Genomic DNA, 20,771 nt, shown 5'->3' with positions numbered 1-20,771 from the left:
TTCTTCATTCGCTGTCCAGGTCCTTGCGCCGATACGGGAACACATCGATCACCTTCCCCGCCCGGATCGCCTCCTGCAGGCCTTTCCAGTAATCGGCGTTGTACAACTCACCGTGCAACTGGTCGAACAGCTTGCGCTGCCCCGCGTCGGCGAACAGGAACGGCGGGAACTCTTCGGGGAAGACGTCCAGCGGCCCGATGGAATACCAGGGCTCGGAGGCCATTTCGTCTTCCGGGGTACGGGGCTCGGGGATGTGGCGGAAGTTGGCTTCGGTGAGGAAGCAGATTTCATCGTAGTCGTAGAACACCACGCGACCGTGGCGGGTCACCCCGAAGTTCTTGAGCAGCATGTCGCCGGGGAAGATATTGGCCGCCGCCAGTTGCTTGATCGCCAGGCCATAGTCTTCCAGCGCCTCGCGCACCTGGTCCGGGTTGGCGTTTTCCAGATAGAGGTTCAATGGCGTCATCCGCCGTTCGGTCCAGCAGTGGCGAATCAACACTGTCTCGCCTTCCACCGACACCGTGGACGGCGCCACTTCCAACAGTTCCTCCAGGCAGGCCGGCTCGAACTTGCTCAAGGGAAAGCGGAAATCGGCGAACTCCTGGGTATCGGCCATGCGCCCGACCCGGTCGACGCTTTTCACCAGCCGGTACTTCTCGATCACCGTGGCCCGGTCGACGTTTTTCGACGGTGAGAAACGGTCCTTGATGATCTTGAACACCGTGTTGAAGCCCGGCAGGGTGAACACGCTCATGACCATCCCGCGCACCCCCGGGGCCATGATGAACTGGTCATCGGTATTCGCCAGATGGTTGATCAGCGCCCGGTAGAACTCGGACTTGCCGTGCTTGTAGAAACCGATGGAGGTGTACAACTCGGCGATGTGCTTGCCCGGCAGGATGCGCTTGAGAAAGCCGATGAATTCCGCCGGCACCGGCACGTCCACCATGAAGTACGAGCGGGTGAAGGAGAAGATGATCGACACCTGCGCCTCGTCGGTGATCAGCGCATCGATCTGGATACCCCGACCTTCGCGGTGCAGCAGCGGAATCACCAGCGGCCATTGGTCATCGCGGGTGTAGATCCGGCCCACCAGGTAGGCACCCTTATTGCGGTAGAGCACCGAGGAAAACAGCTCCACCGTCAGTTCCGGGTCCTTGCAGACCCAGTCCGGCAGGTTCTCGCGCAACTGCGCTTCGAGGCGCTGCAGGTCGCCCGGCAAATCGGCGTAATCCTCGCTGAAACGGTAGTCGGCGAATACGCTCGCCAGCATCCGGTCCAACTGTCCCTGGGGCTTGTAGGTGCGGGTCTGGGCGGCGCGAGCCCGGCGCAGGCTGGGCCGGGTGGTGTGGATGAACATGGTGCCATCGCTGATCAGGTCGTGGCTGAACAGCCCGCAGAAGATCGAGTTGTACCAGGTTTCCGACAGTTCATCGTCGAAGCGCAGGTCGATCAGGCTGATGTAGGCACTTTTGACCAGTGGCCAGCAGCCCACGTCCATCAGTGTTTCGTCATCGAAGGCCTTGTGCAGCTTGGCGACGGTTTCGAAGACTTTTTCTTCATACAAATTGATCCGCGCCGCCGACGCCGCCTGGGCCTCCAGCCACCGGGCCTGCTCGAACCGGGCGCGGGCACCGTCGGTGATCTGCCGGAAATGCTCACGATAATCGTCGAAGCCGTCGAGGATCGAACGGGCGATTTCGGTGGCGGGCCATGGCTGCGGCATAGGGTAAACCTCGGCGGGTCATGCTTGTTATTGGCGACTGAGCTTAGAGGCCAATCACGCGGCAACGCAACCATTGCCATCGCTATGCAAGGCGGCGACACTTGCCAGCCCATCAAGGAAGGAGTGGCTCGTGAACCTCGTCGATATCCTGCGTTTACTGTCACTGGCCGCCATCTGGGGGGCCAGCTTCCTGTTCATGCGCATCATCGCCCCCGTCATTGGCACCATCCCCACCGCGTTCTTTCGTGTGTCCATCGCCTTCGTCGGGCTGCTGGTGATCCTGGCCCTGATGCGCGTCGACTGGAATTTTCGAGGCAAGCTCAAAGTCGTGATGGGGCTGGGCCTGATCAACTCGGGCATTCCGGCCACGTTCTATTCGCTGGCGGCCCAGGTGCTGCCGGCCGGTTACTCGGCGATCTTCAACGCCACCACGCCATTGATGGGCGTGTTGATCGGCGGCTTGTTCTTCAGCGAGCAACTGACCCTGGCCAAGGTCAGCGGCGTCTTCCTGGGGCTGCTCGGCGTTGGCATCCTGACCCGCGCCGGCCCGGTGGCGTTCGACCTGCAATTGTTGATGGGCGCCCTCGCCTGCCTGCTGGCCACGACCTGCTACGGCTTTGCCGGTTTCCTCACCCGCCGCTGGCTCGATCACCAAGGTGGCCTGGACAGCCGTCTCTCGGCCCTGGGCAGCATGTTTGGCGCCACGGTGTTCTTGCTGCCGCTGTTTGGCTACAGCGTCATCAGCCAGCCGCCGGCCAGCTGGGGTGGTTGGAGCGTCTGGTTGTCACTGCTGGGGCTGGGCCTGGTGTGCACCGCGCTGGCGTACATCTTGTACTTCCGCTTGCTCAGTTCCATCGGTCCGGTCAAATCCATGACCGTGACGTTCCTGATCCCGCCGTTCGGCGTGTTGTGGGGGGCGTTGCTGCTGGATGAGCCGTTGGGGATGGCGCATTTGTATGGCGGGGTGTTGATTGCAGCGGCGTTGTGGTTGGTGTTGAAGCCTTCAGTCGCGAAGCCGGCTGAAGCGTCTGCCCGGTAGTTCATCGGTGCGGTTAAAAATGCCATCGCGAGCAAGCTCGCTCCCACAAAGGGCTGTGCATAATCCTGTGGGAGCGAGCTTGCTCGCGATAGCGGTGGTACAGCCAGCCAATAGCTAAGGGCTAGCGACTTTTACGAAACACAAACACCAGCCCCACGATGATCAGCACCATCCCCAGCAAGCTCAACAACGCCAGCCGGTTGCCGAACACCAGGTAGTCCATGATCGCCGTCACCGCCGGCACCAGGTAGAACAGGCTGGTGACATTCACCAGGTTGCCACGGGCGATCAGCCGGTACAGCAGCAACGTCGCCAGCACCGATACCACCAGCCCCATCCACAACACCGGCACGAAGAACCCCGTGCTGTATTCGAAGTGAAACGGCTGGAACGGCACAAACACCGCGCACAGCACCAATCCGGCCAGGTACTGCACCGGCAGCGTGCCCAGGGGGTTATCGGTGATGCGCTTCTGCATGATGGAACCGGCCGTCATGCTCACCAGGGCCAGCAACCCGCACACCATCCCCGCCAGGGACATGCCGGCCAGGCCGATGCCCTGGTACACCACCATGACCAACCCGACCAAACCCAGCACCAGGCCAAACAGCCGCGACCAGGAACGCTGACGTTCCATGAGCACCACGGTCAGGATCGGTTGCACCCCCATCAGGGTGGCCATGACCCCGGGTGTGACACTCATTTGCAGCGCCAGCAGATAAAAAATCTGATAGGCGCCCAGCAGCACCAGCCCGGTGGTCACCGCGTACAGCATCGGCTTGCCGGTCCTGGGCAGCTTGAACTTGAGCAACGGAATCAACAGCACCAGCGCGAACAGCGCGATGGCAAAACGGATCAGCAGAAAAGCGAAGGGTGAAGCGTGGGCCAGGCCCAGTTTGGAAAAGATCGCTCCGCTGCTCCACAGCAAAACGAACAGGCTCGTGGAAGCCGCCGCCAATAAGGCGTTTTTGGAAAGGGAAAACATGGATACCACCTGTAGTCAGGCAAAAAGCCAACTCAGCCGAAGCTGAAGTCCAGTAGTTTTTTCCGGCGGGCACAGGGGATGGCAACCGTTGCCGATCAGCCCTGAATGCCAACACCCGGCGGTGATACGACGGCGTACACCGATGAGCTACTGACAGGTGGGGGGTATTGACCGATCTGCGCAGGCTGCTGATTCCCACACGGCACGACGCCAGCGTTGAACGCTGGAACCACGACCGCGATGACAGGGGATGCAGGCATGAGCCGATCTCTTGAAGGGTGGGTTCGAAAACCCGAAGAGCGCTGACTATAACCAGCGCCCGATGGACTACGCAATGTTTAAACGAACAACCAATAGCCAAGCGCCGTCAGCACCGCCACCGCCAGCACCGGTCGCATGACCCGGTAGGCCTTGGGATGTTTGCGTTTGAACTGCTTGACCCGGCCGCTGATGCCGTCACTGAACGACTTGCTCCAGGCATAGGCCCGGTTGATGCCGCCGACGTGTTCATCCTCCAGGTTCTGCGGCGCGGTGGCGCGGCCGAGGAACGCGCTGATGCGGCGGTTGAGGCGCGTCATCAGCCGGCTTTTCAAGGGCCGCTCGACATCGCAGAACAGGATGACGCGGGTCTGTGGGGTTTCGTTCTTGACCCAGTGCACATAGGTCTCATCGAACATGACGTCTTCGCCGTCGCGCCAGGCGTAGATCTGACCGTCGACGAAGATCCGGCAGTCATCGGAATTGGGCGTGGACAGCCCCAGGTGATAACGCAACGAACCGGCGAAGGGGTCTCGATGTGGATTCAGATGGCTGCCACCGGGCAACAGGGCAAACATCGCGCCCCGGACGTTGGGGATCCGGTTGACCAGCTCGACCGTCCTGGGACAAAGCAACTCGGCGGACGGCAGCGGTTTGTCGTACCACTTGAGGTAGAAACGCTTCCACCCCTTCTTGAAGAACGAACCGAAACCGGCGTCGTTGTTCTTCTCGGCGGCACGAATGTACCCCTCGTCGAACAGGTGCATGGCCTCGTCGCGAATGACTTGCCAGTTGTCCTTGAGCACATCCAGCTCGGGAAACTTGCTGCGATCCAGGTAAGGCTTCGAGGGCACGCCGGAGAACAGGTACATCAAGGCGTTATAGGGGGCGAACAGCGCCGAGTGGTTGACGAACTGGCGCAACACTGGCAAACGCGCCTTGCCACGCAAATGCACATAAAGGGTACTGCCCAAAAACAACAGCAACACCGAGGCCTTGGCGACAAACGAAACGGTCATTTTTACAACTCCTTGTCCAAAAACAACTGACGCAACGCCTACTGCCCGACGTAGCCAAGGGCCATGTTAAACACTCATGGCCCGGGTAAAAACCGTCTGACGCAACATTCTCTGTTGAGTGAAACGCAATAAACACTTTCTAACAGGCGCCAGCTGAACCTTGGCTGACGCCGGTGAAACAACCTGTTCAAATGCTATCTGACAGTCTCTTGTGACAGGCGCCTCGTCAAGCTCTTGTGGCGAGGGAGCTTGCTCCCGCTGGCGTGCGGAGCGCGCCCCTGCGATTTGATGACCCGCGTTAAATGCCGGGCGCCTGCTTCGCAGTCGAGCGGGAGCAAGCTCCCTCGCCACAAAAGCGTTCTCGTTACACCTGTGAATTCACGATTACTGCTGAGTCTCCTGCTCGGTAAACAGATCACTGAACAGCATGCTCGACAAGTACCGCTCGCCCGAATCCGGCAGGATCACCACAATGGTCTTGCCCTGCATTTCCGGTTTTTCCGCCAGGCGCACGGCCACGGCCATCGCCGCGCCACAGGAAATGCCGCAGAGGATGCCTTCCTCCTGCATCAAGCGCAGGGCCATGGCCTTGGACTCGTCGTCAGTGACCCGCTCGACCAGGTCGACGATCGACAGATCGAGGTTCTTCGGCACGAACCCGGCGCCAATCCCCTGGATCTTGTGGGGGCTGGGCTTGATCTCATGGCCCGCCATCGCCTGGGTAATCACCGGCGAAACCTCAGGCTCGACCGCCACCGACAGAATCGGTTTGCCGCAGGTGTTCTTGATATACCGCGAAACGCCGGTAATGGTTCCGCCGGTGCCCACGCCCGCCACCAGCACGTCCACTGCGCCATCGGTGTCGTTCCAGATTTCCGGGCCGGTGGTCTTTTCGTGGATCGCCGGGTTCGCCGGGTTATCGAACTGCTGCGGCATGAAGTATTTGGACGGATCGCTGGCCAGGATCTCGGCGGCCTTCTCGATGGCCCCCTTCATGCCCTTCGCCGGTTCGGTGAGCACCAGCTCCGCCCCCAGGGCCTTGAGCACCTTGCGGCGCTCGATGCTCATGGAGGCAGGCATGGTCAGCATCAGTTTGTAGCCACGGGCGGCGGCCACGAACGCCAGGCCGATCCCGGTGTTGCCCGAAGTCGGTTCGACGATGGTCATGCCCGGCTTGAGTTTGCCCGAGCTTTCAGCGTCCCAGATCATGTTCGCGCCGATCCGGCACTTGACCGAATACCCGGGGTTGCGCCCCTCGATCTTGGCCAGGATGGTCACACCGCGCGGCGCAATGCGGTTGATCTGTACCAATGGCGTATTGCCGATGGAATGGGCGTTGTCAGCGAATATGCGGCTCATGGCTGGGTCCTTGATGCGGCGAGAATTTAAGCCTTTAAAGGTATGCCTGTTGCCCAAAGGCGTCCAGTTGCACCGAACGTTCCCGTTGTTGCGACAGTCAATGGCATTAGGAGGCGCTCCCCCAACAAACGCTGGAGACTGACTGACATGAAGCGTCGATACCGCTGGCCACTGTGGGTGTTCGCCACCCTCGTCGCGGTGCTCGTGGCCCTGCACTTCACCCTGCCTTACCTGGTACGCGACTACCTGAACGATAAACTGGCCAACATGGGCGATTATCGCGGTCAGGTCACCGACGTGGACCTGGCCCTGTGGCGCGGTGCCTACCGGATCAACGGCCTGGAAATCGTCAAGGTCGACGGCAAGGTCCCGGTGCCGTTCGTCAACGCACCGCTGGTGGACCTGTCGGTGAGCTGGCACTCGCTGTGGTACGACCATGCGGTGGTGGCCGAGGTGGAATTCGCCCGCCCCGAAGTGAACTTCGTCGACGGCGGAGCCAACCGGCAGAACTCCCAGACCGGTCAAGGCACCAACTGGCGCGAGCAACTGGAAAAACTGCTGCCCATCACCTTCAACGAAGTGCGCATCAGGGATGGCAAGGTCACCTTTCGTAATTTCAACTCCAAGCCACCGGTCAACCTGCGGGCCACCGACGTCAACGCCAGCTTCTACAACCTGACCAACGTGGTCGACACCGAAGGCAAGCGCGACGCCCGCTTCGAAGGCAAGGCCCTGGTGGCCGAACATGCGCCCCTGGAAATGCAGGCCACCTTCGACCCCTTGAGCAATTTCGAAGATTTCGACTTCCGCCTGCGGGCCAGGAACATCGAGCTCAGGCGCCTGAACGATTTCGCCGCGGCCTATGGCAAGTTCGATTTCAATGCCGGCCACGGCGACCTGGTGGTCGAGGCCGAAGCCGACAATGCCCGGCTCAGCGGCTACATCAAGCCGCTGCTGCGCGATGTCGACGTATTCGACTGGCAGCAGGACGTGGAAAACCAGAACAAGAACATCTTCCGCTCGGTCTGGGAAGCGCTGGTCGGCACAGGCGAAACAGCCCTCAAGAACCAGCGCAAGAACCAGTTCGCCACCCGGGTGGAACTCAGCGGCAATGTTCACCAGCAGGACATCAGCGCCTTCGAAGCCTTCCTGCAGATCTTGCGCAACGGTTTCGTCCAGGCCTTCAATGCCCGTTATGAACAACCGCCGCCGGCGGCCGACTAGGGTTTGCGCGTGACGGTGTAACGGCCGGTCGGTTCCGCCGCCACACTTGCGCCTTTACGTTGCAACGAGTCCCAGCCCAGGCACGCCAGGGCCAACGAACGCGGCACAGCCTCACGGCCACTGCTGTAGCGGCTGATGCTGCGAGCACTGACCCCCAGCGCTTCAGCCGCCTGGCTCAGCGGCAGGCCGGTGCGGGCACGCCAACCGATGAAGATGCGGGTATTTTCGTCCACGGCGTTCTGCGCCAGTGCATCCAGATACAACGTATCGGCACCGATCTGGATATCCAGTTCTGGCCATTCCACGCTCCAGCCATCGTCGCCCAAAATTGCGCCCGCAAACGCTTCGTCTTTCAACAGAGGCTGCAAGCCGGGATAACGTTGTACATCGGCGCTCAAGTCCAGCCTCAGTAGCTGACCGTCGATGAACGTCAGGTCCAGGCCGAACGGCAATACAGGCTGCACGGCCAATAGCCGCGGCCGTTTCATGGGTAGCATCGTTGCCAGTCCTCCAGCAGTTGCGCCTGATGAGCCCTGACCCAGTCCAGCGCTTCCTTGATGATCAATGGCGGCGCCCGCCTCATCATGACTTCGACGGTTTCCAGGCTCAGGACCACATCCACTCCGCCACCCGTGAGGTGGACATGGGGCGGAGGATGATCCCTTTCCCGCAACTGAATGCGATAGGTATCTCTGAATCGATATTTAGTAGACATGCCACCGAGCGTATCGCCAAATTGGCGATACGCAATACTGGCAAGGCGCCGAGACTGAGTCAACATGTGACGCCCCATTCAGAGACTGAATACAGCGTCTGCGTTCACAGTCGGCGGGGCCTCGCGTTATAGTCGGGCACGATATTTATTTCGCGCGCCCCGCCTCGCCGGGCCGGCGACACGTTCGAGGAAATTGCAGATGAAGTTCGAAGGCACCAGCGCCTACGTGGCCACCGATGACCTGAAACTGGCCGTGAACGCCGCCATCACCCTGGAGCGGCCGTTGCTGGTCAAGGGCGAACCAGGCACCGGCAAGACCATGCTGGCCGAACAACTGGCCGAGTCCTTTGGTGCGCGCCTGATCACCTGGCACATCAAGTCCACCACCAAGGCCCACCAGGGCCTGTACGAGTACGACGCGGTCAGCCGCCTGCGGGACTCGCAACTGGGCGTGGACAAAGTCCACGACGTGCGCAACTACCTGAAGAAAGGCAAGCTCTGGGAAGCGTTCGAGTCCGAGGAGCGGGTGATCCTGCTGATCGACGAAATCGACAAGGCCGACATCGAATTCCCCAACGACCTGCTGCAGGAACTCGACAAGATGGAGTTCTACGTCTACGAGACCGACGAAACCATCAAGGCCAAGCAGCGCCCGATCATCATCATTACCTCCAACAACGAAAAGGAACTGCCCGACGCCTTCCTGCGCCGCTGCTTCTTCCACTACATCGCCTTCCCCGACCGCGTCACCCTGCAGAAAATCGTCGATGTGCATTACCCGGACATCAAGAAAGACCTGGTCAGCGAAGCCCTGGACGTGTTCTTCGACGTGCGCAAGGTGCCGGGCCTGAAGAAGAAGCCTTCCACTTCCGAACTGGTGGACTGGCTCAAGCTGCTGATGGCCGACAACATCGGCGAAGCGGTGCTGCGCGAACGTGATCCGACCAAGGCTATCCCGCCGCTGGCCGGGGCCCTGGTCAAGAACGAGCAGGACGTGCAATTGCTCGAGCGCCTGGCGTTCATGAGCCGACGCGGCACTCGCTGATCCTCTTCGTCCAACAAGAGCGAGGGCGATTGCCATGCTGCTTAACCTGTTCAATGAGATGCGCGCCGCCAAGGTGCCCGTGTCGGTGCGTGAACTTCTGGACCTGATCAACGCCCTGAAACAGCGGGTGATCTTCGCCGACATGGACGAGTTCTATTACCTGTCCAGGGCGATCCTGGTGAAGGACGAACGGCATTTCGACAAGTTCGACCGGGCGTTCGCCGCGTACTTCAACGGCCTGGAGAAACTCGACGATCACCTCCAGGCGCTGATTCCCGAAGATTGGCTGCGCAAGGAGTTCGAGCGCTCGCTGACCGACGAGGAACGGGCGCAGATCCAGTCCCTCGGTGGTCTGGACAAGTTGATCGAAGAATTCAAGAAGCGCCTGGAGGAACAGAAGGAACGCCATGCCGGTGGCAACAAGTGGATCGGCACCGGCGGCACCAGCCCGTTCGGCTCCGGCGGCTTCAACCCCGAGGGCATCCGGGTCGGCGACGCCGGCAAGCGCCAGGGCAAGGCCGTGAAGGTCTGGGACCAACGCGAATACAAGAACCTCGACGACCAAGTGGAATTGGGCACCCGCAACATCAAGATCGCCCTGCGCCGGCTGCGCAAGTTCGCCCGCCAGGGTGCGGCCGAAGAGCTGGACATCGACGGCACCATCGACCACACCGCCCGAGACGCCGGCCTCTTGAACATCCAGATGCGCCCGGAGCGACGCAACACCGTCAAGCTGTTGCTGCTGTTCGATATCGGTGGCTCGATGGATGCCCACGTGAAGATCTGCGAAGAACTGTTCTCGGCCTGCAAGACCGAGTTCAAGCACCTGGAGTACTTCTACTTCCACAACTTCGTCTACGAATCGGTGTGGAAGAACAATCTGCGCCGCACCTCGGAGCGCACCTCGACCCAGGATTTGCTGCACAAGTACGGTGCCGACTACAAAGTGATCTTCATCGGTGATGCCGCCATGGCGCCCTATGAAATCACCCAGGCCGGCGGCAGTGTCGAACACTGGAACGAAGAAGCCGGTTATGTGTGGATGCAGCGCTTCATGGAGAAGTACAAGAAGCTTGTCTGGATCAATCCGTACCCCAAGGACACCTGGGGTTACACCGCCTCGACCAACATCGTGCGCGAGTTGGTGGAAGACCGGATGTATCCGCTGACTTTGCGGGGGCTGGAGGAAGGGATGCGGTTTCTTTCCAAGTAAGATCTTCTGTGCCCTTCAGGGCCTCATCGCGAGCAAGCTCGCTCCCACACTGGATCTTCGTCGTATACAAGACCCCCTGTGGGAGCGAGCTTGCTCGCGATGCTTTTAGCGGTCGAGAAAATTGCGCAAACACTCCACCTGCTGCCGATGCGCAACCTCCTGCACCACCGGCCTTAACCGCACCTGCGCCCCCGGCAGGCACTGCGCCAGCCGGGCCAGGGCCAATGGGGTCAAGGCGCCCAGGCGTGGATAACCACCGATGGTTTGCCGGTCGTTGAGCAGCACGATCGGCTGGCCGTCCGGCGGCACCTGCACGGCACCAAGGGGAATACCCTCGGAAATCATCGCCGGCCCCTGATATTCCAGCGCCGTGCCCAGCAACCGCATGCCCATCCGGTCGGCGCGACTGTCCAGCGTCCACGGGGTGTTAAACGCGTCGAACAGACTCTGCCCGCTAAACGCGCCATTCTGCGCCCCCAGGATCAGGTCCAGCGGCTGCGCTTGTTGGAAATCCGGAATCCGCGTGTGCGGCATGGGACGAGGCGTCGCCGTGCCTGAATAGCTCAAGTGCTCGCCGCGACTCAGCGCCCGTCCCCGTCCATCCAGGCCACCGAGTTCCTCACGCACCACCGTCGCCCGGCTGCCCAGCACTGTCGGCGCATTGAAACCGCCGGGGGCCGCCAGGTAGGCCCGGGCACCGAGCACGGGCTGGGTGAGCGCCAGCACCTGGCCCTTGCGCAGGCTGAAGAAGCGCCACGACGCCACGCCCTGGCCGTCCAACCGCGCGCCCAGGTCCGCCCCGGCCAGCGCCAGCACGCAATCCTCTTCGGCCACCACGGTAAAGCCGCCAAGGGTAATCTCCACCACCGCCGCGTCCAGGCCATTGCCGAGCATCCAATTGGCCCAGGCCATCGACAGCCAATCCGCCGCGCCGCCCTGGGTCACGCCCAGGTGCCTCACGCCGAAACGGCCGGCGTCCTGCAACAGGCACAGCGGGGTGCTGGCCTCGATCAACAACCGGCTCATGCCTGGGCCTCCAACGGTGTGTCGTCGCCACCCAGGGCGATGAATTCGGCATGGTCCACGGGGGTAAAACGTACCGTGTCCCCCGGCTGCATCAGGCTGTAGCCGTCGCGCTCGCGATCAAACAGTTTGGCCGGGGTGCGACCGATCAGGTTCCAGCCGCCGGGCGACACCACCGGATACGCCGCGGTCTGGCGTTCGGCAATGCCGACGCTGCCCGCGGCCACGCGCTTGCGCGGTGTGTCGAGACGCGGTGCAGCCAACTCTTCGTCCACCAACCCCATAAAGGCGAAGCCGGGTGCGAAACCCAGGGCAAACACCTGGTACTCGCGTTCGCTGTGGCGACGGATCACCTGGGCGACCGTCAAGCCGCTGCGGCTCGCCAACAGCTCCAACTCCGGCCCGACGCTAAGGTCGTACCACACCGGCAGTACGTGGCATTGGCCGGCGGACTGGGCATCCGGGGAGAGGTTGTGCAGCGCCTCGTCGATCAATTCGCGCGCCTGGGCCGGGGTCAAGGCGAGCAAATCGTAGTGCACCATCAAGGTGGTGTAGGACGGCACCAGATCGATCAGATGCTCGGCAAACACCGCTCGCAGGCGCTCGCTGGCGGCGAGCATCCAGGGCATGTTGGCCTCGGCGATCTCATCGAACAGGCGCACCATCAGGCAGTCCACCGCCACCACTTCCAAGCGTGGTTTCATGGCGCACTCTGCCGGTCCAGGGCTTCGCGGATGCGTTGCACGGCCGCCACGGAGCTGGCGTTGTCACCGTGCACGCACAAGGTATTGGCCTTCAGGTGCAAGGCGCTGCCGTCACTGGCGGTCAACGCATCGCCACGGGCGATGGTCAGGGCCTGCCCGATAATGACCTCGGGATCGTGGTGCACCGCGCCCGGCGCTTGCCGCGAAACCAGGCGACCGGCACTGTCATAGGCGCGATCGGCAAAGGCTTCGAACCACAGGGTCAGGCCGTACTCGTCGCCCAGGGTCTGGGCGGCGCTGTTGTCCCGGGTCGCCATGAGCATCAGCGGCAGTTGCCGATCATAGGCCGCGACAGCCTGGATCACCGCGCGCAATTGCGCCGGGTTGGCCATCATGTCGTTGTACATCGCCCCATGGGGTTTGACATAGCTGACCCGCCCGCCCTGGGCCCGGCAGATCCCGTCGAGGGCGCCGATCTGGTAGTGCAGCAAGTCCTGCAACTCCTGGGCGCCATAGGCCATGGAGCGGCGGCCGAAGCCCGCCAGGTCCTGATAGGCCGGGTGCGCGCCGATCCGCACGCCATGGCTCAGGGCCAGGCTGACGGTCTTGCGCATGATGCTCGGGTCGCCGGCGTGGAAGCCGCAGGCGATGTTGGCGCAATCGATGAAGGGCATCACCTCGGCGTCCAGACCCATGGTCCAGTTGCCGAAGCTCTCGCCGATGTCGCAGTTCAATAGCAGGCGGTTCACGGTGAACGCTCCTGTAGGTTCTTTCTTTGTTTAACGGTGAGGCATGTGCCCCACAGGTTATCAGTTACTCGGCTTCCAACTGCTTGCCTTGGGTTTCCGGCAGGCTCAGGGCCGCCAGGATCACCACGCCATAGGACACCGCCGCGAACGCTCCGATACCCACGCTCAGCGGCACCTTCTGGCTCAAAATACCGATCAACAGCGGGAACAATGCCGCCACCGCCCGGCCGATGTTGTAGCAGAAACCCTGGCCCGAGCCCCGGATGCGAGTCGGGAACAATTCGGTGAGGAACGAGCCCATGCCGCTGAACATCCCGGAAGCGAAGAACCCCAGAGGGAAGCCCAGCCAGAGCATCACGTTATTGCTCACCGGCACCTGGGTGTACAGCAAGACGATGGTGAACGAACCGACGGCGTACAGGACGAAGTTCTTCTTGCGTCCCAGGATGTCCGACAGGTAGGCACTGATGACGTAGCCCACGTAGGAACCGACGATCACCATCGCCAGGTAGCCACCGGTGCTCAAGACACTCAAGCCACGTTCATTTTTCAGGAACGTCGGCAGCCAGGACGTGATGGCGTAGTAACCGCCCAGGGCACCGGTGGTCAGCAGCGAGGCGCGAAGGGTGGTGAAGAGGATGCCGGGAGCGAAAATCTCGTAGAACTTCGCTGGGTTTTCCGGCGTCAACCGGGCCTTGGTCTGGTTATAGACGTCCGGGTCCTTGACCAGCCGGCGGACGAAAATCACGAACACCGCCGGCACGATGCCGAGGATGAACAGGGCGCGCCAGGCGTCTTCCGGCGGCAACACCGAGAACAGCAGCGCATACAGGATCGCTGTCATGCCCCAGCCCAGCGCCCAGCCCGACTGCACCATGCCCACCGCCTTGCCGCGGTCCTTGGCACGGATCACCTCGCCCATCAACACCGCACCGGCGGTCCACTCGCCGCCGAAGCCGAAGCCCATCAATGTACGGGCGATCAACAGTTGTTCGTAGTTCTGGGCAAAGCCGCACAGGAAGGTGAAGAAGGCGAACCACAGTACCGTCAGTTGCAGGGTGCGCACCCGACCGATGCGGTCCGAGAGAATGCCCGCCACCCAGCCGCCAATGGCCGAAGCGATCAAGGTGCTGGTGTGGATCAGGCCTGCCTGGCCGGTGGTGATGCCCCACATGGCGATCAGGGTCGGCACGACGAAACTGAGCATCTGGGTGTCCATGCCGTCCAGGGCGTAGCCGATCTTGCAGCTCCAGAAGGTGCGACGTTCCTGCTGGTTGATGTTGCGATACCAATCGAACGGACCAGAACGGGCCTGGGGTTGGGGGACGCCGAGTGTGTCGGGTGCACTCATGGTGGTTCTCCACGGTTTTATTGTTTTTGAGTCTCGACGACGCTGACGTGGAGACCGTTGCCCCGATTCTTGAGCGCACGGCCGATCCCGTCCAACGAATAAAACCTTGGCGGGGTCATAAGAAAAAGTTGATTGGGTGAAAGCACAGATGGGCGAATCAGATCGCGGGGCTGGCGGAACGCTCTTGTGGCGAGGGAGCTTGCTCCCGCTGGTCCCTGTAGGAGCTGGCGAAGCCTGCGATCTTTTGATCTTGATCTTTCGCTTGAGATTCAAGTGTCTGGGGAAAGATCGCAGCCTCGTTGCACTCGACAGCTCCTACAGCTCCTACAGCTCCAGCGGGAGCAAGCTCCCTCGCCACAGGAAGCTCACTGAACAATCGAGTCAGAGCCCCCGAAGGTTGCGCTCTTCAATCGGCCGGCTCTGGCGCAGGCGCTTGCCGCCCAGCACCACCCAGTCGATCAGGCGGAACAGGCATTCCAGGCCGAACGACAGCAACATTGCGCCACTGATGCCCCAGACCATGGCCTCGGGAGTCAGCAGGATCTGGTAGCTGTAGCCGTTCCAGGTTTCCTTGCGGATGTCTGGATCGGCGGCCAGCGCCACTTGCAGCAGGCGGATGTACCACGGGCCCTGCATCGCCTGGAATTGCTTGTCCAGGGCCTGCTGGCGCACGAGCAAGGTGTTCAGGCTATCGGCATCGCTGCGAAAGATCGGGTCCTCGCTGGCGCGGTAATGGGCCACCAGGGCCTGCATGTCGCCCTTGAAGAACTGGTTGGCAGTGCCCTGGAAACCTTGCAGGCCGGTCTGCGCCTCGATCAGGTGAGCCTCGACCCGCTTGGCGTAATCATTGATGAAGCCCGGCACCTGGACCCCAACCAACAGGCCCACCGCGAACAACACCAGCCGTAGATAACTGAGCAACATACATGACGTCCTTATTCGGTCCGGCCGTGGCTGACGCATTCGCCGCGTCGCCACAGGCTCCATTGGCCCGGTTCGTAGCGGGTCCAGGTTTCGTTTTCGGTCAAGGGTTCGGTGGCGATCACCGTAACCACGTCGTTGGGCGTGGTTTCCGCCTGGAAATCGACAATCACATCCACGTCCTTCAGGCGCGCCGGGCCGAACGGCGCGCGACGGGTGATCTGGGCCAGTTTGGTCGAGCAATAGCAGAACAGCCAGTCGCCATCGCTGAGCAGGCAGTTGAACACGCCTTTGCTGCGGTACTCGCTGCAGGCCTCGATCAATGACGGGAGCAGCTGTTCCACCTCCACCGGCTCTGGGAAGGCCTGGCGCACGCGGTTGAGCAAATCGCAGAAGGCCGCTTCGCTGTCGGTGTCGCCCACCGGACGGTAGAAGCTCACGCCCGGCTGAAAATCGGCAAGCTGGCCGTTGTGGGCAAAACACCAGTTGCGCCCCCACAACTCACGCACGAACGGATGGGTGTTGGACAGGCAGACCTTGCCGACGTTGGCCTGGCGAATATGCCCGATCACCACTTCGCTCTTGATCGGATAGCGCTGCACCAGGTTCGCCACTTCCGATTCACTGCTGGCGGCCGGGTCCTGGAACAGGCGCAGGCCACGGCCTTCATAGAAGGCGATGCCCCAACCGTCCCGGTGCGGCCCGGTCTTGCCGCCGCGCTGCATCAGCCCGGTGAAACTGAACACGATGTCGGTCGGCACATTGGCGCTCATGCCCAATAACTCACACATGCTCGAACTCTCGCTTCAAGGGGCAGGCCTGCTTACAGGCGCGGTTCGATACGCGAACGCTGGGGGTTGCTCGGCACGGGCGGGCGACCGTAGCGGTCATCACCGGCCACGCCGAACGGTGGTTCATCCTCCGGTTCATCGACCGCGACGGCGGCTTTGGCGGCGGCAGCCCGTTCCTTGCGCGCGTTGGCGGCCCGCTCGATGGGGAAGCGGATCAGCACGATCACCAGGTAGAGGCCGAAGGCAATCATGCCGTACATGAGCAGGTCGGACGCCGCCCGCCAGACGTTATTGCCGACCTTGAACAAGATGTCCAGGGCGACAATGGCCAAGGCCGGGGCAACTTTGTCCTTCACCGGGTCGACGACGGTGGGGCTGAACAGCAACACCGCCATCAACAAGCGCAGCGGCTCGCGCAACCAGCGCCACATCCAGCGGGTCATGCGCATCCACACCAATAGGCAGCCCAGGGCGGCGAAGGCGTAGAGGCCCCAGGCGATCAGATAGTCATTCTCGGTCATGGTGTCCATGGCAAGGCAGGCAAAGAGACGCTTATAGTAACGGCTTTTCGCGCGTCAGGCTGCCCCGGTGTCTGGCGAATGGCCTGTGTGGTGGCTTCTGTCCAGGCCGCGTGTCCCTTTTCGTACAACGTTCGAGAGCCTTTCATGTCCCTATCTGCCCACGTTTCCAACGCCCCGATTGCCCGCAAGGACGCCGGCGTTGACCCGTACGCCTGGCTGCAGGAGCGCGACACCGACGCCGTGCTCGACTACCTCAAGGCGGAAAACAGCTATCAGGAGGCGCAACTCGCCGATCAGGCCGAACTGCGCGAAACCCTGTTCCAGGAAATCAAGGGCCGGATCCTCGAGACCGACCTGTCGCTGCCCTCGCCCTGGGGCCCGTACCTGTATTACACCCGCACCACGGCCGGTGACGAATACCCGCGCCATTACCGCTGCCCGCGCCCGGCCGACGACAGCCTGACCGTGGACGAGAGCCGCGAACAACTGCTGCTGGACCCGAACGCGCTGGCCGGTGGCGGTTTCTTTGCCCTGGGCGCCTTCAGCATCAGCCCCGACCACCAGCGCCTGGCCTACAGCCTGGACACCACGGGCGACGAGGTCTACACCCTGTTCGTGAAGGAATTGTCCAACGACAAGGTCAGTGAACTGTCCTTCGACAATTGCGACGGCAGCATGACCTGGGCCAACGACAGCCTGACACTGTTTTTTGGTGAACTGGACGATACCCACCGTCCTCACAAACTCTGGCGCTATCGCCTGGACGGCACGGCCGCCGAGGAGGTGTTCCATGAGCCGGACGGGCGCTTCTTCCTGCATTGCTATCGTTCGAGCTCGGAAAAGCAGTTGATCCTGTCCCTGGGCAGCAAGACCACCAGCGAAGTCTGGGTACTGGACGCCGCGCAACCGCAACAGCCCTTCACCTGCCTGGCGCCACGCCTGGAAAACCACGAATACGACGTCGACCACGGCCTGCTCGATGGCCAATGGACCTGGTTGATCCGCAGCAACCGCGACGGCATCAACTTCGCCCTGTACCAGTCCGCCGACACCGGCGTGGCGCCGACCGAGGCCGACTGGCAGAACCTGATCCCCCACAGCGACACGGTGATGATCGACGGCCTGAGCCTGAACGCCGGGGCCATGACCTTGAGCCTGCGTGAAGGCGGCCTGCCGATCATCGAGGTGCATCCCCAGGGCTTGCCGGCGTATCGGGTGCAGTTGCCGGACGCGGCCTACAGCCTGCATGTACAGAACAGCCTGGAATTCGCCAGCGATCGCATTCGCCTGCGCTACGAAGCCCTGAACCGCCCGGCGCAGATCCGCCAGTTGGACCTGGCCAGCGGCGCACAGGTCGTGCTCAAGCAAACCCCGGTGCTGGGGCCGTTCGACGCCGATGCCTACGTCAGCCAGCGGCTCTGGGCGACGGCACCGGACGGCACCCAGGTGCCCATCAGCCTGGTGGTCAAGCGTGAAGCCCTCGGCCAGCCGGTGCCGCTGTACCTGTATGGCTACGGCGCCTATGGCGAAAGCCTCGACCCGTGGTTTTCCCATGCGCGGCTGAGCCTGCTCGACCGTGGTGTGGCGTTTGCCATTGCCCACGTGCGCGGAGGTGGCGAGCTGGGAGAGGCCTGGTATCGCGCCGGCAAACAGGAACACAAGCACAACACCTTCAGCGACTTCATCGCCTGCGCCGAACATTTGATCGCCAACGGCTTCACCACCGCCGAGCAACTGGCGATCAGCGGTGGTAGCGCCGGTGGCCTGCTGATCGGCGCGGTGCTCAATCAACGCCCGGAGCTGTTCAAGGTGGCGATTGCCGAAGTGCCGTTCGTCGATGTGCTCAACACCATGCTCGACCCGGACCTGCCGCTGACCGTCACCGAATACGACGAATGGGGCAATCCAGAGGAGCCGGACGTTTATGATCGGATCCGGGCCTACGCCCCGTACGAAAACGTCCGTGCCCAGGCGTACCCGGCGCTGTTGGTGATCGCCGGGTACAACGACAGCCGCGTGCAGTACTGGGAAGCGGCCAAGTGGGTGGCGAAATTGCGCGCCACCAAGACCGACGACAACCCCCTGCTGCTCAAGACCGAACTGGGCGCCGGCCATGGCGGAATGAGCGGGCGCTACCAGGGATTGCGTGACGTAGCGCTCGAATATGCATTTGTCTTGAAGGTTTTGGGGCTGGTCTGAGGAACTCCATCGGATCGCTGGGTCTTAGCTCCATGCACAAGGCTCTGAGACAACTAAAATCCAATGTGGGAGCGAGCTTGCTCGCGATAGCGTAGGGTCAGTCGGTATCAATGTTGACTGATCCGGCTCCATCGCGAGCAAGCTCGCTCCCACAAGGGATCTCCTTACACTCAAGCCAACCCGAACCCGCAACAGACACAAGAAAAAGACCGTGCCAACATGTCAGAACCGACCTTACTGAACAAAGAAATCCGTGACTGGCTGATGGACTGCGGTCTGTTCGACCAGTTGCTGCCCGTCGACTTCGCTGCGGCGTCGGGCTACTTCAGCATCAGCGCCATCGCCGAGGGCGAAGCGATTTTCCGCGAGGGCGATGCCGGCAGCTTCATGTGCATCATCCACACCGGCCAGGTGGCCGTGCAGAAAACCGGCCCCGACGGCCAACCCGTGACCATCGCCACCCTGCGCAGCGGTCGGGCCTTCGGCGAAATGGCCGTGCTCGACGGCGAGCGGCGCTCGGCCAGTTGCATCGCCGCCAGCGATTGCCAACTACTGAACCTGGGCAAGGACTCCCTGGAAAAAATGCTCAACGACGCCCCCAAGATCGCCGCCAAGATCATCCGCGCCCTCGCCGTCTCCCTGTCCAAGCGTCTGCGCATGGCCGATGGGCAGCTGTTGTCGCAGCAGGTCTGACAGCCGCCATAATCCCCTGTGGCAACCATACCCCCTGTGGGAGCGGGCTTGCTCGCGAAGGCGGTGTGCCAGTCAACATCAATGCTGACTGATCCGCCGCCTTCGCGAGCAAGCCCGCTCCCACAGGGTTTCATTGTCCAAAGGATCTCAGTCCTACCCCCCCGGCGACTTAGCCTTCACCGGCTTCGGCTCCATGCCCGGTATCGGCTGGTCCTTGGGCGGCTTGGGCATTTCGATGGGCGGCAGCAACGGCGGCCCGCCGCTTCCGGGGCCCGCCTTGGGCACACCGTTGGGCGTGACCGGCGGATACGGCATGGGGGTGGCGGTGCCCGGCGATCCGGGGATGCTGGGCGGGTTGACCGGAATCGTCGGTTGTTGAGCCTGGGCGCAACTTATTGAGAGCGCCGCCAGGGCAATGGCCGTTAGAATGATGCACTTCATCAATGGCTCCGTGGCTATTGTCTGCTTTAAGGCTAGTCGTTACCGCGCGGTTTGCCCTCCTACGAGATTTCCATGAAACGTTTCGTTCTGCTCGACACCACACCCATCCCTGATAACGGCGGTGCCCTGTGCCTGTTCGAGTACGGCGAAGACTTTGTCATCAAGATCCAGGGCGGTGACGGCGGGCAATTGATGAACACCCGCATGCACGGTTCCGAAGACGCCCTAGCGGAGATTCCTTGCCGCAAGGTCGCCGGTCGTCCTGGCTCACGCGTGTTGATCGGCGGCCTCGGCATGGGCTTCACCCTCGCCTCGGCCCTCAAGCACCTGGGCAAGACCGCCGAAGTGGTGGTGGCCGAGCTGGTGCCCGGCGTGGTGGAGTGGAACCGTGGCCCCTTGGGTGAAAAAGCCGGGCGGCCGCTCGCGGACCCGCGCACGGTGATCCGCCTGGAAGACGTGGCCAAGGTGCTGCAGGCCGAACCCCAAGGGTTCGATGCGATCATGCTCGATGTCGACAACGGCCCGGAAGGCCTCACCCAGAAAGCCAACAGTTGGCTGTATTCGGCCGGCGGCCTGGCCGCCTGCGCCAAGGCCCTGCGGCCCAAGGGCGTGCTGGCGGTGTGGTCGGCCAGCGCTGACCGGCAGTTTTCCGACAAGCTGAAGAAGGCCGGCTTCAAGGCCGAAGAGGTGCAAGTGTTCGCTCATGGCAACAAAGGCACCCGCCACACCATCTGGATTGCCGAGAAGCTCAAGGGCTGAGCTAAACTGTGCCCAACCGTCATCAGTCTTTTTTAC

21 protein-coding genes are annotated in these 20,771 nt (G+C 62.1%); 7 read left to right on the top strand and 14 right to left on the bottom strand.

Annotated features, from left to right (window positions below):
- Positions 1 to 4 precede the first annotated feature (4 nt).
- Complete coding sequence (aceK, locus tag AC515T_RS07540) at positions 5 to 1,726, bottom strand: bifunctional isocitrate dehydrogenase kinase/phosphatase (protein ID WP_496531999.1); 1,722 nt, start codon at positions 1,724 to 1,726, stop codon at positions 5 to 7.
- A gap of 130 nt (positions 1,727 to 1,856) precedes the next feature.
- Here aceK and AC515T_RS07535 point away from each other — a divergent pair, with 130 nt between their 5' ends.
- Entirely contained in the window at positions 1,857 to 2,765 is a 909-nt protein-coding gene (locus tag AC515T_RS07535) for a DMT family transporter (protein WP_496531998.1), read from the top strand.
- Positions 2,766 to 2,886: 121 nt separating this feature from the next.
- Here AC515T_RS07535 and AC515T_RS07530 read toward each other — a convergent pair whose 3' ends face one another.
- From AC515T_RS07530 to cysK, 3 genes are all read right to left on the bottom strand, one after another.
- Positions 2,887 to 3,750 carry a DMT family transporter gene (locus tag AC515T_RS07530; protein ID WP_496531997.1) on the bottom strand — a complete coding sequence of 288 codons (864 nt, stop codon included), beginning with the start codon at positions 3,748 to 3,750 and terminating at the stop codon, positions 2,887 to 2,889.
- A 338-nt stretch (positions 3,751 to 4,088) separates the two neighbouring features.
- Positions 4,089 to 5,027: an aspartyl/asparaginyl beta-hydroxylase domain-containing protein gene (locus AC515T_RS07525; RefSeq protein ID WP_496531996.1), complete on the bottom strand. Its 939-nt coding sequence runs from the start codon at positions 5,025 to 5,027 to the stop codon at positions 4,089 to 4,091.
- Between the two features lie 384 nt (positions 5,028 to 5,411).
- Positions 5,412 to 6,386 (bottom strand): cysteine synthase A, encoded by a 975-nt coding sequence (gene cysK / locus AC515T_RS07520; RefSeq protein ID WP_053120124.1) that lies wholly within the window; start codon positions 6,384 to 6,386, stop codon positions 5,412 to 5,414.
- Positions 6,387 to 6,533: 147 nt separating this feature from the next.
- On the opposite strand from cysK, the gene AC515T_RS07515 reads away from it, so the two are divergent.
- Positions 6,534 to 7,610 (top strand): DUF748 domain-containing protein, encoded by a 1,077-nt coding sequence (locus tag AC515T_RS07515; RefSeq protein ID WP_496531995.1) that lies wholly within the window; start codon positions 6,534 to 6,536, stop codon positions 7,608 to 7,610.
- Here AC515T_RS07515 and AC515T_RS07510 read toward each other — a convergent pair.
- Both AC515T_RS07510 and AC515T_RS07505 read right to left on the bottom strand, forming a co-directional pair.
- A complete protein-coding gene (locus tag AC515T_RS07510) occupies positions 7,607 to 8,107 on the bottom strand; it encodes a DUF2442 domain-containing protein (RefSeq protein ID WP_496531994.1) in 501 nt (166 codons plus the stop codon). The genes AC515T_RS07515 and AC515T_RS07510 overlap by 4 nt on opposite strands.
- Positions 8,095 to 8,325: a DUF4160 domain-containing protein gene (locus AC515T_RS07505; RefSeq protein WP_496533088.1), complete on the bottom strand. Its 231-nt coding sequence runs from the start codon at positions 8,323 to 8,325 to the stop codon at positions 8,095 to 8,097. The genes AC515T_RS07510 and AC515T_RS07505 overlap by 13 nt, the downstream gene beginning before the upstream one ends.
- A 199-nt stretch (positions 8,326 to 8,524) precedes the next feature.
- On the opposite strand from AC515T_RS07505, the gene AC515T_RS07500 reads away from it, so the two are divergent.
- Together AC515T_RS07500 and AC515T_RS07495 are read left to right on the top strand one after the other, a co-directional pair.
- The gene (locus tag AC515T_RS07500) at positions 8,525 to 9,370 is read left to right on the top strand and encodes an AAA family ATPase (protein ID WP_003184225.1); all 846 of its coding nucleotides are present in this window, start codon (positions 8,525 to 8,527) and stop codon (positions 9,368 to 9,370) included.
- Between the two features lie 34 nt (positions 9,371 to 9,404).
- Positions 9,405 to 10,583 carry a vWA domain-containing protein gene (locus AC515T_RS07495; protein ID WP_496531993.1) on the top strand — a complete coding sequence of 393 codons (1,179 nt, stop codon included), beginning with the start codon at positions 9,405 to 9,407 and terminating at the stop codon, positions 10,581 to 10,583.
- A 105-nt stretch (positions 10,584 to 10,688) separates the two neighbouring features.
- Here AC515T_RS07495 and AC515T_RS07490 read toward each other — a convergent pair whose 3' ends face one another.
- The 7 genes from AC515T_RS07490 to AC515T_RS07460 all read right to left on the bottom strand — a co-directional run bounded on the left by AC515T_RS07490 (position 10,689) and on the right by AC515T_RS07460 (position 16,652).
- On the bottom strand, positions 10,689 to 11,609 hold the full coding sequence (locus tag AC515T_RS07490; RefSeq protein ID WP_496531992.1) for a 5-oxoprolinase subunit C family protein: 921 nt from the start codon (positions 11,607 to 11,609) through the stop codon (positions 10,689 to 10,691).
- The gene (gene pxpB, locus AC515T_RS07485; RefSeq protein WP_496531991.1) at positions 11,606 to 12,310 is read right to left on the bottom strand and encodes a 5-oxoprolinase subunit PxpB; all 705 of its coding nucleotides are present in this window, start codon (positions 12,308 to 12,310) and stop codon (positions 11,606 to 11,608) included. Before pxpB ends, AC515T_RS07490 begins: the two co-directional genes overlap by 4 nt.
- Positions 12,307 to 13,059, bottom strand: coding sequence for a 5-oxoprolinase subunit PxpA (locus tag AC515T_RS07480; protein ID WP_496531990.1), 753 nt, complete (start codon positions 13,057 to 13,059; stop codon positions 12,307 to 12,309). The genes pxpB and AC515T_RS07480 overlap by 4 nt, the downstream gene beginning before the upstream one ends.
- A 64-nt stretch (positions 13,060 to 13,123) precedes the next feature.
- On the bottom strand, positions 13,124 to 14,410 hold the full coding sequence (locus tag AC515T_RS07475) for an MFS transporter (protein ID WP_496531989.1): 1,287 nt from the start codon (positions 14,408 to 14,410) through the stop codon (positions 13,124 to 13,126).
- Positions 14,411 to 14,791: 381 nt separating this feature from the next.
- A complete protein-coding gene (locus AC515T_RS07470; protein WP_305470159.1) occupies positions 14,792 to 15,334 on the bottom strand; it encodes a DUF2937 family protein in 543 nt (180 codons plus the stop codon).
- 11 nt (positions 15,335 to 15,345) lie between these two features.
- Positions 15,346 to 16,122: a class II glutamine amidotransferase gene (locus AC515T_RS07465; RefSeq protein WP_103310166.1), complete on the bottom strand. Its 777-nt coding sequence runs from the start codon at positions 16,120 to 16,122 to the stop codon at positions 15,346 to 15,348.
- A 32-nt stretch (positions 16,123 to 16,154) separates the two neighbouring features.
- A complete protein-coding gene (locus AC515T_RS07460) occupies positions 16,155 to 16,652 on the bottom strand; it encodes an MFS transporter (protein WP_496531988.1) in 498 nt (165 codons plus the stop codon).
- A gap of 135 nt (positions 16,653 to 16,787) precedes the next feature.
- Between AC515T_RS07460 and AC515T_RS07455 the strand changes: the two genes are divergently transcribed.
- Together AC515T_RS07455 and AC515T_RS07450 are read left to right on the top strand one after the other, a co-directional pair.
- Complete coding sequence (locus AC515T_RS07455) at positions 16,788 to 18,842, top strand: S9 family peptidase (protein WP_496531987.1); 2,055 nt, start codon at positions 16,788 to 16,790, stop codon at positions 18,840 to 18,842.
- A gap of 219 nt (positions 18,843 to 19,061) precedes the next feature.
- On the top strand, positions 19,062 to 19,535 hold the full coding sequence (locus tag AC515T_RS07450) for a cyclic nucleotide-binding domain-containing protein (protein WP_014337065.1): 474 nt from the start codon (positions 19,062 to 19,064) through the stop codon (positions 19,533 to 19,535).
- Positions 19,536 to 19,688: 153 nt separating this feature from the next.
- On the opposite strand, the gene AC515T_RS07445 is transcribed toward AC515T_RS07450, so the two are convergent.
- Positions 19,689 to 19,976 (bottom strand): hypothetical protein, encoded by a 288-nt coding sequence (locus tag AC515T_RS07445; RefSeq protein WP_072341345.1) that lies wholly within the window; start codon positions 19,974 to 19,976, stop codon positions 19,689 to 19,691.
- 72 nt (positions 19,977 to 20,048) lie between these two features.
- Here AC515T_RS07445 and AC515T_RS07440 point away from each other — a divergent pair, with 72 nt between their 5' ends.
- On the top strand, positions 20,049 to 20,735 hold the full coding sequence (locus AC515T_RS07440; protein ID WP_072409852.1) for a spermidine synthase: 687 nt from the start codon (positions 20,049 to 20,051) through the stop codon (positions 20,733 to 20,735).
- The last annotated feature ends 36 nt before the right edge of the window (positions 20,736 to 20,771 follow it).

This window comes from Pseudomonas sp. FSO-7, assembly GCF_059579345.1.
Note: the sequence above shows the minus strand (reverse complement) of the source record. Positions and strands in the feature narration are given on the sequence as shown.